At 58.7% G+C, this 14,430-nt stretch carries 12 protein-coding genes; 6 read left to right on the top strand and 6 right to left on the bottom strand.

The annotated features are described in order from the left end of the window. Positions 1-11 precede the first annotated feature (11 nt). Together recF and gyrB are read left to right on the top strand one after the other, a co-directional pair. Complete coding sequence (gene recF / locus AB4O08_RS12505; protein WP_021491432.1) at positions 12-1,115, top strand: DNA replication/repair protein RecF; 1,104 nt, start codon at positions 12-14, stop codon at positions 1,113-1,115. A gap of 4 nt (positions 1,116-1,119) precedes the next feature. Further along, complete coding sequence (gene gyrB, locus AB4O08_RS12500; RefSeq protein WP_010207722.1) at positions 1,120-3,537, top strand: DNA topoisomerase (ATP-hydrolyzing) subunit B; 2,418 nt, start codon at positions 1,120-1,122, stop codon at positions 3,535-3,537. A 106-nt stretch (positions 3,538-3,643) separates the two neighbouring features. Here gyrB and AB4O08_RS12495 read toward each other — a convergent pair whose 3' ends face one another. Continuing rightward, positions 3,644-4,366 (bottom strand): response regulator transcription factor, encoded by a 723-nt coding sequence (locus AB4O08_RS12495; RefSeq protein WP_010207724.1) that lies wholly within the window; start codon positions 4,364-4,366, stop codon positions 3,644-3,646. Between the two features lie 315 nt (positions 4,367-4,681). On the opposite strand from AB4O08_RS12495, the gene AB4O08_RS12490 reads away from it, so the two are divergent. Both AB4O08_RS12490 and AB4O08_RS12485 read left to right on the top strand, forming a co-directional pair. Further along, on the top strand, positions 4,682-5,539 hold the full coding sequence (locus AB4O08_RS12490) for a FecR family protein (protein ID WP_226994566.1): 858 nt from the start codon (positions 4,682-4,684) through the stop codon (positions 5,537-5,539). A gap of 3 nt (positions 5,540-5,542) precedes the next feature. Further along, positions 5,543-7,822, top strand: a complete 2,280-nt coding sequence (locus AB4O08_RS12485; RefSeq protein WP_460114161.1) for a CHASE2 domain-containing protein — start codon at positions 5,543-5,545, stop codon at positions 7,820-7,822. A 181-nt stretch (positions 7,823-8,003) separates the two neighbouring features. On the opposite strand, the gene AB4O08_RS12480 is transcribed toward AB4O08_RS12485, so the two are convergent. The 4 genes from AB4O08_RS12480 to glyQ all read right to left on the bottom strand — a co-directional run bounded on the left by AB4O08_RS12480 (position 8,004) and on the right by glyQ (position 12,400). Continuing rightward, a complete protein-coding gene (locus AB4O08_RS12480; protein WP_021491429.1) occupies positions 8,004-8,774 on the bottom strand; it encodes a lysophospholipid acyltransferase family protein in 771 nt (256 codons plus the stop codon). A gap of 82 nt (positions 8,775-8,856) precedes the next feature. Beyond that, a complete protein-coding gene (gmhB, locus tag AB4O08_RS12475) occupies positions 8,857-9,393 on the bottom strand; it encodes a D-glycero-beta-D-manno-heptose 1,7-bisphosphate 7-phosphatase (RefSeq protein WP_021491428.1) in 537 nt (178 codons plus the stop codon). Between the two features lie 2 nt (positions 9,394-9,395). Next, positions 9,396-11,450 carry a glycine--tRNA ligase subunit beta gene (glyS, locus tag AB4O08_RS12470; RefSeq protein WP_460114160.1) on the bottom strand — a complete coding sequence of 685 codons (2,055 nt, stop codon included), beginning with the start codon at positions 11,448-11,450 and terminating at the stop codon, positions 9,396-9,398. Continuing rightward, positions 11,447-12,400 carry a glycine--tRNA ligase subunit alpha gene (gene glyQ, locus AB4O08_RS12465; RefSeq protein ID WP_003187265.1) on the bottom strand — a complete coding sequence of 318 codons (954 nt, stop codon included), beginning with the start codon at positions 12,398-12,400 and terminating at the stop codon, positions 11,447-11,449. The genes glyS and glyQ overlap by 4 nt, the downstream gene beginning before the upstream one ends. 81 nt (positions 12,401-12,481) lie before the next feature. Between glyQ and AB4O08_RS12460 the strand changes: the two genes are divergently transcribed. Then, a complete protein-coding gene (locus AB4O08_RS12460) occupies positions 12,482-13,039 on the top strand; it encodes a DNA-3-methyladenine glycosylase I (protein WP_010207732.1) in 558 nt (185 codons plus the stop codon). A 40-nt stretch (positions 13,040-13,079) separates the two neighbouring features. Next, on the top strand, positions 13,080-13,967 hold the full coding sequence (locus tag AB4O08_RS12455) for a lysophospholipid acyltransferase (protein ID WP_010207733.1): 888 nt from the start codon (positions 13,080-13,082) through the stop codon (positions 13,965-13,967). A 136-nt stretch (positions 13,968-14,103) separates the two neighbouring features. On the opposite strand, the gene AB4O08_RS12450 is transcribed toward AB4O08_RS12455, so the two are convergent. After that, positions 14,104-14,415, bottom strand: a complete 312-nt coding sequence (locus AB4O08_RS12450) for a hypothetical protein (RefSeq protein ID WP_010207734.1) — start codon at positions 14,413-14,415, stop codon at positions 14,104-14,106. Positions 14,416-14,430 lie beyond the last annotated feature (15 nt).

The following is a 14,430-nucleotide window of genomic DNA, read 5'->3' as shown; positions in this document are numbered from 1 at the left end:
GCAGAAGCTAGATGTCCCTCAGTCGCGTCTCGGTCACCGCGGTGCGCAATCTGCACCCGGTGACCTTCTCCCCCTCTCCCCGCATCAATATCCTCCACGGCGCCAACGGCAGTGGCAAAACCAGCGTGCTGGAAGCCATTCACCTGCTGGGGCTCGCTCGTTCCTTCCGCAGCGCTCGCTTGTTACCGGTTATCCAGTACGAGCAGTTGGCGTGCACAGTGTTTGGCCAAGTCGAACTCGCTGAAGGTGGGCACAGCAGCCTGGGGATATCCCGTGATCGCGGCGGAGAGTTCCAGATTCGCATTGACGGGCAAAACGCGCGCAGTGCTGCGCAGCTGGCAGAGATCCTGCCGCTGCAATTGATCAACCCCGACAGTTTCCGCCTATTGGAAGGCGCGCCAAAAATCCGCAGGCAGTTCCTCGATTGGGGAGTGTTCCACGTGGAACCGCGATTCATGGCCACTTGGCAGCGCCTGCAGAAGGCCCTGCGGCAGCGGAACTCATGGCTGCGGCATGGTACACTTGACGCCGCTTCGCAAGCGGCCTGGGACCGGGAACTGTGCCTGGCCAGCGACGAAATAGATGAATACCGCCGTGCTTATATCAAAGCCTTGAAACCAGTCTTTGAGCAGACCTTGAGTGAGTTGCTGGAACTCGAAGGGCTGACGCTGAGTTACTACCGTGGCTGGGACAAAGAACGTGAGCTGAGTGCAGTGCTCGCGACGTCCTTGCAGCGGGATCAGCAAATTGGCCATACCCAGGCCGGACCCCAACGGGCTGATTTGCGTCTTAGACTAGGCGCTCACAATGCCGCGGATATTTTGTCCCGTGGTCAGCAGAAGTTGGTGGTGTGTGCATTGCGCATCGCCCAGGGCCATCTGGTTAGCCAGGCCCGGCGCGGTCAGTGTATTTATCTGGTGGATGACTTGCCGTCGGAGCTCGATGAACAACACCGCCGCGCGTTATGTCGCTTGTTGGAAGAATTACGCTGCCAGGTGTTTATCACCTGTGTAGACCACGAATTATTGAGGGAAGGCTGGCAGACGGAAACGCCAGTCGCTTTGTTCCACGTGGAACAAGGCCGTATCACCCAGACCCACGACCATCGGGAGTGAAGGCATGAGCGAAGAAAACACGTACGACTCGACCAGCATTAAAGTGCTGAAAGGTTTGGATGCCGTACGCAAACGTCCCGGTATGTACATTGGCGACACTGATGACGGTAGCGGTCTGCACCACATGGTGTTCGAGGTGGTCGACAACTCCATCGACGAAGCTCTGGCCGGTCACTGCGACGACATCAGCATCATCATCCACCCGGATGAGTCTATTACCGTGCGCGACAATGGTCGCGGCATTCCGGTAGACGTACACAAAGAAGAAGGCGTTTCGGCAGCAGAGGTCATCATGACCGTGCTCCACGCCGGCGGTAAGTTCGACGACAACTCCTATAAAGTTTCCGGCGGTCTGCACGGTGTGGGCGTTTCGGTAGTGAACGCTCTTTCTGAAGAGTTGATCCTGACTGTTCGCCGCAGTGGCAAGATCTGGGAACAGACCTACGTTCACGGTGTTCCAAAAGAACCGATGAAAATCGTCGGTGACAGTGAAACCACCGGTACGCAGATCCACTTCAAGCCATCGGCTGAGACCTTCAAGAATATCCACTTTAGCTGGGACATCCTGGCCAAGCGTATTCGTGAACTGTCCTTCCTGAACTCCGGTGTGGGTATTGTCCTCAAGGATGAGCGCAGCGGTAAGGAAGAGCTGTTCAAGTATGAAGGTGGCCTGCGCGCATTCGTTGAATACCTGAACACCAACAAGACCGCGGTCAACCAGGTGTTCCACTTCAACATTCAGCGTGAAGACGGCATCGGCGTGGAAATCGCTCTGCAGTGGAACGACAGCTTCAACGAGAACCTGTTGTGCTTCACCAACAACATTCCTCAGCGCGACGGTGGTACTCACCTGGTGGGATTCCGTTCCGCACTGACGCGTAACCTGAACACCTACATTGAAGCCGAAGGCCTGGCCAAAAAGCACAAAGTCGCCACCACCGGTGACGATGCCCGTGAAGGCCTGACCGCGATTATCTCGGTAAAAGTACCTGATCCGAAGTTCAGCTCTCAGACCAAAGACAAGCTGGTGTCTTCCGAAGTGAAGACTGCGGTGGAACAGGAGATGGGCAAGTACTTCTCCGACTTCCTGCTGGAGAACCCGAACGAAGCCAAGCTGGTTGTCGGCAAGATGATCGACGCCGCGCGTGCTCGTGAAGCGGCGCGTAAAGCCCGTGAGATGACTCGTCGCAAAGGCGCGCTGGATATCGCAGGCTTGCCAGGCAAACTGGCTGACTGCCAAGAGAAGGACCCTGCCCTCTCCGAACTGTACCTGGTGGAAGGTGACTCTGCTGGCGGTTCCGCCAAGCAGGGTCGTAACCGTCGCACCCAAGCCATCCTGCCGTTGAAAGGCAAGATCCTCAACGTCGAGAAGGCTCGCTTCGACAAGATGATTTCCTCCCAGGAAGTCGGCACCTTGATCACGGCGTTGGGCTGCGGTATCGGCCGCGACGAGTACAACATCGACAAGTTGCGCTATCACAACATCATCATCATGACCGATGCTGACGTCGACGGTTCGCACATTCGTACGCTGCTGCTGACGTTCTTCTTCCGTCAGTTGCCGGAGTTGATCGAGCGTGGCTACATCTACATCGCTCAGCCGCCGTTGTACAAAGTGAAAAAAGGCAAGCAAGAGCAATACATCAAAGACGACGACGCCATGGAAGAGTACATGACGCAGTCGGCTCTGGAAGATGCCAGCCTGCACTTGAACGACGAAGCGCCGGGCATTTCCGGTGAGTCGCTGGAACGTCTGGTAAACGACTTCCGCATGGTGATGAAGACCCTCAAGCGCCTGTCGCGTCTGTACCCTCAGGAATTGACCGAGCACTTCATCTACCTGCCGGCTGTCAGCCTTGAGCAATTGGGCGATCACGCAGCGATGCAAGATTGGCTGGCTCAGTACGAGGTGCGCCTGCGTACCGTCGAGAAGTCTGGTCTGGTGTACAAGGCCAGCCTGCGAGAAGACCGTGAACGTAACGTGTGGCTGCCTGAGGTCGAACTGATCTCCCACGGTCTGTCGAACTACGTCACGTTCAACCGTGACTTCTTCGGCAGCAATGACTATAAGACCGTGGTAACGCTGGGCGCTCAACTGAGCACCCTGTTGGACGACGGCGCTTATATTCAGCGTGGCGAACGCAAGAAGCAGGTCAAGGAATTCAAGGAAGCCCTCGACTGGCTGATGGCGGAAAGCACCAAACGTCACACCATCCAGCGATACAAAGGTCTGGGTGAAATGAACCCGGATCAGCTGTGGGAAACCACCATGGACCCTGCTCAGCGTCGCATGTTGCGTGTGACCATCGAAGACGCCATTGGCGCAGACCAGATCTTCAACACCCTCATGGGTGATGCGGTCGAGCCTCGTCGTGACTTCATCGAGAGCAATGCCCTGGCGGTTTCCAACCTGGACTTCTGATCCCGGTAAGCCCGTCAAACTAAAAAGGCCAACGCTTAAACGTTGGCCTTTTTTATTGGGTAAAACACGTTGATTTTTAAAATGCTCCACGTGGAACATCAGCACACTAACTTTGAGAAGCGGCCGCCACACTCTCCAATCGATAACCATACCCATAGATGGTCAGTAACTGCCAACCTCGGTCCGCCGTCAGCCCGAGTTTGTTTCTTAACCGGTAGATATGTGTATCCAGCGGCCGTGAAGACACCATTTCTTCATGGGTCCAGAATCGCTCGTAGAGGTACTCGCGAGACAGCGGTCGCGCCAGGTTGGCAAACAGACAGCTAGCCAAGCGATACTCCCGTTCTGTGAGGTTGATGGGTTTTCCCGCTCGGGTCACCGTCAATTCGGCATCGTCAAAGGTCAAGTCGTTGAAGCTTTGCACTTCATGGCTAGCAGACTTCTGCAGGCCATGCCGACGCAGCACCGCCGTAACCCGTGCTTTCAGTTCATTGGGGCGAAACGGTTTGCTGACGTAATCATCCGCGCCACTGTTGAGCGCGGTGACGATGTCGCTCTCGGCATCACGGCTGGTGAGCATGATGACAGCAGGCGGGGATTCCATGTGTTCGCGGGTCCAGCGGAGCAATGCGATGCCGGTGATATCCGGCAGTTGCCAGTCGAGTATCAACAGGTCGAAGGTTTCCCGGCGCAATTGACGAAGCAGGTCTTCACCACGTTCGAAGCAATGCAGCGTCCAGGGCTGTTCGGCGGTGCTGGGGATTTGTCGCAGTGTCTGTTCCACCCGGCGCAGTTCCGCGGGTTCGTCATCCAGTATTGCGACACGCATGGGTGGGTCCTTTCATTTGAAGAGTGCGGCAGCCGTCCGGCCGGTCTTTGAATCTGAAGAATTGTGCGCAGATTCATCGAGCCCTCGGATCTCTCTATACGCTGGGAACAATGGGCGGTTAACCCATTGAAAGTCCTCGATACCAATGTGGGAAAGATACCGGCTCCTGACCATAAGGAAAAGGATCAGCCGACGCATGCGCTGCCGTAAACTCCTGTGTCTGATGTCAGATGCCTTCTGGAACCCCCGACCTTGATGAGCGCCATGTTTGTTCTTCTCAATTACTTGCGCCGCGCCCTTCCCTCTCTGTTGATCATGGTGGTGGGTTCGGCGGGCGCTGCCACAAAGGTTCGAGCGCCTTACATCGACGATGAGTTTCTGTGCCGGGTCCAGCCTCTGCCTGCGGTGGTCCAGCATCTCACTGGAGAGGCCTGGAAACTCGATACCAAGGGCAAGGCGACGCCTTTGCTGGAAGGCATGACTGTTGATGAACAGGAAGGTGTGAAGACTTCGGCCTCGGCGTTTGTCAGTCTGTTGCTCGGTGATGGATCCCGCGTGGTGTTGCCTTCTGACTCCCAGGTGCGGTTGCGCTTGGAGAAGAAACTGTCGATTCCCCAGGTGGTGCTCGAACAAGGCCAGGCCGAGGCGTACGTGATCAAGCGCGCCAGCGATCATGATCGCTTCCAGATCGTGACGCCGGTCGGTGTGCTGGGCGTGCGGGGCACGCATTTTCGGGTGCGCAATGACGCTGAGCGATCGCTTGTGGAAGTGTTGGACGGCCAGGTCGCCGTCAATCGCGATCGCACAAGCGAGATCAAAGTGGCCGCTCGCCAAGGTCTGCTCTTCAGGAAACTGGGCGACCTCAATCCTGTGGAGCTGCTTGCGGCGCCGAAGCTTATCGGCCAAGACGGCCAGAAAGGTGACGCGCCAGTCTGGAGTTTGTACCTTCGCCCGTTGCCCGGCGCCCAGCGATACCGTGCCCAGGTCGCCACCGACAAAGCCTTTATGAATATCAAGCAGGAAAACTTCTCCAGCATGCCGAAAATGAGCTTCACTGGGCTCAAAGCCTCGTTCTATCACGTGCGCTTGTCGGCTTACGACGAACACGGCCTTGAGGGAGAAACCGGGGTCTATGACATCTTCTATTACCCACCCACTGTTCAGGTGCGTTGACCGATGATGCTCTGGAGCAAGGCCGAAAAACGTCAACCTACCCATGCTCAGCGGCTGTTCCACGGCCTGGTGCGTGAGTGGTTGTGGATTGGTTTATTGCTGTTGCCTATCACCGCCTACCTGTCGTTGAGCCCCGGCTTGGCCTTGAACAATCCGTTATACGACAGTTTGCGTCGCCTCAGCCCGCTGCCGGTCGACCCACGCATCCTGCTGGTGACGATCGATGACGCCAGTTTGAAAAAACTTGGCCGATGGCCTTGGCCACGCGGCTTGCACGCCGACCTGATCGATCGCTTGAGCGCCGCGCAACCGGCGGGCATTTTGTTCGATGTGATCTTCAGTGAGCCCGGTGACCCGGCCAATGACAAACGCCTGGCCGAGTCGGTCTGCAACGCTGGCAATGTCTTGCTGCCTCTGGTGCGTGAAGGTGCTGCGAACTACAGCCAACCGGACGCACAGATGATGCCGCTGCTCAAATGTGCCAAAGGCGTGGGCCACATCAATGTTGAAGCAGACAGCGATGGCGTGGTCCGCAGCCTCTATCTGCGTGAAGGCCCGCCTGATGCCAAGGCGCCGCAATTGGCCTGGTTGGCCTATGAGATGAGTGGCGAGCTGTCTGAGATGCCGGGCGAGCCTCAGCAATCGGTCACCCAGCAATGGCATCGCGAACATGCCATCCGTATCCCCTTCATCGCACCTCATACGCGCTTTCCCAGTGTGTCCTACGTCAGCGTCCTACACGGTGAAGTCGCGCCTGAGCGACTACGTAACCGCCTGATCCTCGTCGGCTCGACGGCTTCCGGCATGGGCGATCGTTTCGTCACGCCTCTTTCCTCCACGGTGGGCACCACAGCGGGTTTGGAGATACAGGCCAACGTGCTCAATGGTTTGCTCCAAGGCCGCAGCATCGTTGATCTACCGGGCTGGCTCGCCGCATTGATCGCTACCGCATGGGTGGCGTTACTGCTGGGGTTGCTGCTCTACCGGCCGCGCTATGCGCTGTGGATGACCCTGGGCTGCATGGCTGTCGCTTTGCTCGTGTCCTTGGCCTTGTTGCGCCTGGGCCACTGGTGGTCGCCTGCGGCCTGCCTGATTGGTTTGCTGCTCAGTTATCTGATCTGGAACTGGCGCCGCCTCAGCGTGATCCTCGCCTATTTCGGTTGGGAGCTGGCACGCCTGGACAATGAACCCAAAGTCCTGCCCGAACGGCGCCGTGCACCCGCCAGCAAAGGCGATGTACTGCAGGCGCGTATCTTCGCCCTGGAGCAAGCCGTCAGCCGTACGCGTGACACACGACGCTTTATGGCCGATGGCCTGGAATGCCTGCCGGTGGCGACGCTGATTACCGATCCCATGGGCAATATCCTGCTGGCCAACCGCATTGCCCGCGAGGTGTTCGGTAATGAGCTGGTCACGCAGAACCTGCTGGAGCAGTTGGCCGACTTGGGCTACCCGCCGCTGCACAATGGCGTGCGCCCTGCCCTATCAGCGCTGGAGCTTGTAGAGTTCCGGGACATCCACCAACGCAGCCTGCGCATGGAGCTTGCGCCCTTGCTGCCGGCTGAAGGCGATGTCGCCCTCGGTTGGCTGCTGAGCCTGACGGATTTGAGTAAGGAGCGCGACGCCCAGCAACACCGCGAGACCATGTTGCGGTTCCTCTCTCACGACCTGCGTGCGCCCCATTCAGCGATCCTCGCGTTGCTGGATGTGCATAACGGTGAATCCCCGGTCTTTGCCCAGATCGAACAGCAGGTTCGCCGCGCCTTGGGCCTCACCGAATCCTTCGTGCAACTGGCGAAGGCCGAGGCTGACGGTTATCAGTTCCAACCGACGTTGTTCGCTATGTTGGTCATGGATGCCTTTGATCAAGTAGCGCTGATCGCCCAACTTAAAGGTATTCACCTGGTCCACGATTTGGATGAGGCCGATGAAGGCATGGTCTCTGCCGACCAGTCACTGCTCACACGGGCGTTGTTCAACGTGCTGGAGAATGCCATCAAGTATTCGCCTTCCGGGACGACCGTGAGGTTGAGGCACAGTAGCGAGCAGGGTTGGTTGGAGTGCCGTATCAGCGACCAGGGCCCGGGGATTGCTGCAGAGGACCTGCCGGAGTTGTTCAACCAATACCGTCGTTTCGATTCGTCCCAAGGCAGTGAAGGACTGGGCTTGGGGCTGACGATGGTCAAGGCCGTGGTAGAGCGCCACGGTGGACGCATCAGCTGCGAAAGTGAGGTGGGGAAAGGCACCACATTCAGCCTTCGACTGCCGCTGCTGGACGACTGAAAAACGTACTTTTCAGTTGTGCATAAAAAACCGGTCGCAAGGACCGGTTTTTTTATGCGGAAAAAACTTATGCACCTTTTTCGTGATTTTATTATTTTGGGAAATATGTAATAAAATCAGATTCTTACAAGACGAAAAAGGCGATTCGCCAACAAACCGTGCACAGGTTATCCACAGATACTTAGATAACGGGCGTGTCGACTACAACCGGCTCCGGCGGCAGCGAACCCATGGCCCTCTGCTGTGCTTCATTCCAGGCCTGGGCACGGTCATTCAGCGCTGCAATGGCGCGGGGTCCTTCACCTTCGGCGTACATCGGTTTACCGATGACCACCGTGATGGTGCCTTCGCGCTTGGCCCAGCCCATCTTCGGCCAGAACTTACCGGCGTTATGCGCAATCGGTAGCACTGGCAGATGCGCATTGACCGCCAATGCCGTACCACCGCGTGAGAACTTGCCTACCGTGCCGAAGGGCACACGCGTGCCTTCCGGGAATATCAGCACCCAAACACCATCCTTGAGCAACTCGTCGCCCTTCTTGGCCACATGCTTGAGCGCAGCCTTGGGGTTGTCACGGTCGATGGCGATCGGACGCAACATGGCCATGGCCCAGCCGAAGAACGGCACATACAGCAATTCACGCTTGAGCACTTGGCTCAACGGCGAGAAGTACGCCGAGAGAAAGAACGTCTCCCAGGTGCTCTGGTGGTTCGACAGAATCACACAGGGCTGGTCCGGAACGTTTTCCGCACCCTTGACCTCAAAACGAATGTTCAGGAACACCTTGGTCAGCCACAACGCGCAGCGGCACCAATAAACGTTGATAAAGCGATAGCGCGCCTTGAACGGCAAAAAGGGCGCAATAAAAAAGCTCAGGGTGCACCAGAGAAACGAACTGGTGCCCAGCAGCAGGTAAAAGAAAAAGGTTCTGATGGCCTGCAAAATCGACATGGCGGCATTTACCGTTGCGGGACACGGCCCGCCTGCTAAAAGCGCACTCCCGAACACTCCTTGGTCAGGAAGTCGAGGGCGGCTAGTTGTTGATAAGTTCTGCGGCAACGGCCGCCAGATCGTCAAAAATCAAGGTGCCTACCGGCAGGTTTTTCGCCTGGGTCTTGTCGCCTTTCCCGGTCTTAACCAAAACTGGCTGAGAGTCGACGGCTTTAGCCGCCTCCAGGTCACCGAGGCTGTCCCCGACGAACCATATCCCAGCTAACGGCACGTTGTAATGTTCTGCAATGGTTTTCAACATGCCAGGCTTGGGTTTGCGGCAATCGCAGCCCTCATCCGGCCCGTGGGGGCAGTACACCACCAGCCCCACCTCACCGCCCTGCTCCGCCACCAACGTGCGCAAGCGCGTGTGCATGGCGTCCAGGGTGGCGATGTCGTAGTAGCCACGGGCGATGCCCGACTGGTTGGTGGCGATCGCCACCGTCCAGCCGGCTTTGCTCAACTGCGCAATGGCCTCGATCGAGCCAGGCAAAGGAATCCACTCCGCCACCGACTTGATGTAAGCGTCGGAGTCGTAGTTGATCACCCCGTCCCGATCGAGAATCAGCAGTTTCAACATGGTCAGCTCAGCGTCGAAATGTCAGCGATGTTGACGAACAAGCCACGCAGACGCGCCAGCATGGCGTAGCGGTTTTTCCGCACGCCGGCATCTTCGGCATTGATCATCACCGCCTCAAAGAACGCATCCACTGGCTCACGCAAGGTCGCCAGGCGAGCCAATGCTTCGGCGTAGTTGCGTTCAGCGATCAGCGGCTTCACGGCGTTTTCAGCCTTGGCGATGGCCGAGTTCAGCGAGAACTCCTTGGCATCCGCGAACAGGCCAGGGTCGACGTCGGCATTGCCCAGGCCTTCGGCCTTGCTCAGCAGGTTCGACACACGCTTGTTCACGGCGGCCAGGGCATCGGCTTCCGGCAGTTTGCGGAAGGCCTGCACGGCCTGTACGCGCTGGTCGAAGTCCAGCGCCGAACCCGGCTGCAGGGCACGCACCGACAGGTACACCGACACGTCCACGCCTTCGTCTTCATAACGCGCACGCAGGCGGTCGAACACGAACTCCAGCACTTGCTCGGCCAGGCCGGCCTGCTTGACCTTGGCGCCGAACTGGCCGACGGCAAACACCATGGCCTGGGTCAGGTCGAGGTCCAGCTTCTTGTCGATCAGGATGCGGAGTACGCCCAGGGCCGCACGACGCAAGGCATAGGGGTCTTTGCTGCCGGTTGGCAACATGCCGATACCGAAGATACCCACGAGGGTGTCCAGCTTGTCGGCGATCGCCACGGCTGCACCGGTCAGGGTGGTCGGCAGTTCAGCGCCGGCACCGCGCGGCATGTACTGCTCGTTCAGCGCAAGGGCCACATCGTCCGGCTCGCCGTCGTTGAGGGCGTAGTAGTAGCCGGCAACGCCTTGCATCTCCGGGAACTCGCCGACCATCTCAGTGGCCAGGTCGCATTTGGACAGCAGGCCTGCGCGCGCAGCCCAGGCGGAATCACCGCCAATGCGTGGCGCAATGTAGGCGGCCAGCTTGGAAACCCGTACGGCCTTGTCGTAGACGCTACCGAGTTTTTCCTGGAACACCACGTTTTGCAGGCGCTGGTTGAAGTCTTCCAGCTTCTGCTTCTTGTCTTGCTTGAAGAAGAACTCGGCGTCGGTCAGGCGCGGGCGAACGACTTTCTCGTTACCGGCGATGATCTGCTGCGGATCCTTGCTTTCGATGTTGGCCACGGTGATGAAACGCGGCAGCAACTTACCGTCCACGTCCAGCAGGCAGAAGTACTTCTGGTTGTCCTGCATGGTGGTGATCAACGCTTCCTGCGGTACGTCGAGGAAACGTTCCTCGAACGAACACACCAGCGGCACCGGCCATTCAACCAACGCCGTCACTTCGTCGAGCAGGTTTGGCGGCACGATGGCGGTGCCTTCCTGCAGACGGGCCAGCTCTTCGGTACGCTTGCTGATCAACTCGCGACGCTCGTTGGCGTCAGCCAGCACGTAGGCAGCACGCAGGTCGGCGGCGTAGTTGGCCGGCGAGGTGATGCGTACGGCTTCAGGGTGATGGAAGCGGTGGCCACGGGAATCACGACCGGCTTTCTGGGCGAGGAGGGTGCAGTCGATGACTTGGTCACCGAGCAGCATCACCAGCCACTGGGTCGGACGTACGAATTCTTCCTTGCGAGCACCCCAGCGCATGCGCTTCGGGATCGGCAGGTCGTTCAACGAGTCTTCAACGATGGTCGGCAACAGGCTGGCGGTCGGCTTGCCGGTGATGACCTGGCTGAAACGCAGTTTCGGTCCGCTCTGGTCGATCTCGCTCAGCTCGACGCCACACTTCTTGGCAAAACCAAGGGCGGCCTGGGTCGGGTTGCCTTCGGCATCGAAAGCCGCCTGGCGCGGCGGGCCGTCGAGGTTGATGCTGCGGTCCGGCTGCTGGGTTTCCAGCGCGGTCAGCAACACCGCGAGGCGACGCGGTGCGGCGTAGACTTTCTTCGTTTCGAACTTCAGGCCAGCGGTCTGCAGGCCTTTTTCGATACCGGCCAGGAAGGCGTCGGCCAAGGTGTTCAGTGCCTTGGGTGGCAGCTCTTCGGTGCCCAGTTCAACCAGGAAATCTTGAGCACTCATTGTGCAGCCTCCAGCTTAGCCAACACTTCATCACGCAGGTCCGGGGTTGCCATCGGGAAGCCCAGCTTGGCGCGAGCCAGCAGATAGGCTTGGGCGACGGAACGCGCCAGGGTGCGTACACGCAGGATGTATTGCTGGCGCGCGGTTACCGAGATGGCACGGCGGGCGTCCAGCAGGTTGAAGGTATGGGAGGCCTTCAACACCATTTCATAGCTCGGCAATGGCAGCGGCTGGTCGAGTTCGATCAGGCGCTTGGCTTCGCTTTCATAGAAGTCGAACAGTTCGAACAGCTTGTCGACGTTGGCGTGTTCGAAGTTATAGGTGGACTGCTCCACCTCGTTCTGGTGGAACACGTCGCCGTAGGTGACTTTGCCGAAGGGGCCGTCAGCCCACACCAGGTCGTAGACCGAGTCCACGCCTTGCAGGTACATGGCCAGGCGCTCAAGACCGTAAGTGATTTCGCCGGTCACCGGGTAGCACTCGATGCCGCCCGCTTGCTGGAAGTACGTGAACTGCGTCACTTCCATGCCATTGAGCCAGACTTCCCAGCCCAAGCCCCAGGCGCCCAGGGTCGGCGACTCCCAGTTGTCTTCGACGAAACGGATGTCGTGGACCAGTGGGTCCAGGCCCACGTGCTTGAGCGAGCCCAGGTACAGTTCCTGGAAATTGTCCGGGTTCGGCTTCAGTACCACCTGGAACTGGTAGTAGTGCTGCAGACGGTTCGGGTTTTCGCCGTAGCGGCCGTCAGTCGGGCGACGACTGGGCTGCACATAAGCGGCGTTCCAGGTTTCCGGGCCAATGGCCCGCAGGAATGTTGCGGTGTGGAAAGTGCCGGCGCCTACTTCCATATCGTAGGGCTGAAGTACCACACAACCTTGCTCGGCCCAGTATTGCTGGAGGGCGAGGATCAAGTCTTGGAAGGTACGCACGGCTGGCGTAGGCTGGCTCACAAAATTCACCTGTTACTTGGGCTGCGATTTAAAGAGCGGGAGTATACCCGATTCGGCCCTGCCACCACTCCCTGGAGCCTTATGCCACGCTGCTTTTGGTGTTCTGAAGATCCGCTGTACATGGCTTATCACGATCAGGAGTGGGGAACGCCGCTGCGCGATGCGCAGGGTTTGTTCGAGTTGCTTTTGCTCGAAGGGTTCCAGGCGGGCCTTTCCTGGATCACCGTTTTACGCAAACGCGAGCATTATCGAAAGGTCTTGTTCGGTTTTGATGCGCAGCGTCTGGCCCAACTGAGCGACGCCGAGATCGAAGCGCTGATGCTCGATCCGGGTATCGTGCGTAACCGCCTTAAACTCAATGCCACCCGCCGCAATGCCGCCGCCTGGCTGGCGCTGGAGGACCCGGTGGGGTTGCTCTGGTCCTTCGTCGGCGGCAAACCCAAGGTCAATCACTTCAAGGACCGCAGCGAAGTACCGGCGATTACACAGGAAGCTGAAGCCATGAGCAAAGCCCTGAAAAAAGCCGGTTTCACCTTCGTCGGCCCGACCATTTGCTACGCGTTCATGCAGGCCTCGGGCATGGTCATGGACCACACTCAGGACTGCGACCGTTACGCGGACCTGGCCAACGCCGGTTAGAATGCCGGCTTTGCGCACCACACACGATCAGGAGTGACCTGTGGAAAAGTTGAAAGGCGCCTTGCTGGTAGGCGCTCTCCGGTTATTTGCCCTGCTGCCCTGGCGCGCCGTTCAGGCCGTCGGCACCGCGATTGGCTGGATCATGTGGAAAACCCCCAACCGTTCCCGTGACACGGTGCGGATCAACCTGTCCAAGTGCTTCCCGGACATGGACCCCGCGGAGCGCGAAGCGCTGGTCGGCCGCAGCCTGATGGACATCGGCAAGTCCCTGACCGAAAGCGCCTGCGCCTGGATCTGGCCGGCCCAGCGTTCCATCGACCTGGTGCGTGAAGTCGAAGGCCTGGAAGTGCTGCACGAAGCCCTCGCCTCAGGCAAAGGCGTGGTTGGCATCACCAGCCACCTGGGTAACTGGGAAGTGCTGAACCACTTCTATTGCAGCCAGTGCAAACCGATCATTTTCTACCGCCCACCCAAGCTCAAGGCGGTGGATGAGTTACTGCGAAAACAGCGCGTGCAGTTGGGCAACCGCGTGGCCGCGTCGACCAAGGAAGGCATCCTCAGTGTGATCAAGGAAGTGCGCAAAGGCGGCCAGGTGGGAATCCCGGCCGATCCCGAGCCGGCGGAATCCGCGGGGATCTTCGTGCCGTTCTTCGCCACCCAGGCGCTGACCAGCAAGTTCGTGCCGAACATGCTCGCCGGCCACAAGGCGGTGGGCGTGTTCCTGCATGCGCTGCGGCTGCCGGACGGTTCGGGTTACAAGGTGATTTTGGAAGCGGCGCCGGAAGACATGTACAGCACCGACACCGCCACGTCCTGCGCCGCGATGAGCAAGGTGGTGGAGCGTTATGTCGGCGCTTATCCGAGCCAGTACATGTGGAGCATGAAGCGCTTCAAGAAACGCCCGCCGGGTGAGGCGCGGTGGTATTGATTCCATACTGACTCCGGTTCGCCGCGAAACCCATGTGGGAGCGGGCTTGCTCGCGAAAGCGGTATGTCAGTCACTGAATGTGACGCTGATACACCGCTTTCGCGAGCAAGCCCGCTCCCCCATTGTTGATCGCCATTCACCCCTGGCGGTCGAGTTTTTTCAGGAACACGGTCATCTCTTTTTCGGCCTGTTTGTCGCCATGGGCCTGGGCGGCTTCTATGCCCTTCTGCCACGCCAGCCGCGCCGCAGCACTATCCCCCAGTCCCTGATGCGCCTTGCCCAGCAGCTTCCACGCCGCTGAATACTTCGGGTCGAACTCGACGCACTTGTGCAGATGCTCCGCTGCCTTGGCGTTGTCTTTCAGGTCCAGATAACCCTTGCCCAAACCAAAGCGCAGCAGGGAATTATCCGCACCTTTGGCGAGCATTTTTTCCAGGGACTCCAGCATCGGTTCTCTCCGTTC

It is taken from the genome of Pseudomonas sp. H3_E07, from assembly GCF_054668895.1.
Note: the sequence above shows the minus strand (reverse complement) of the source record. Positions and strands in the feature narration are given on the sequence as shown.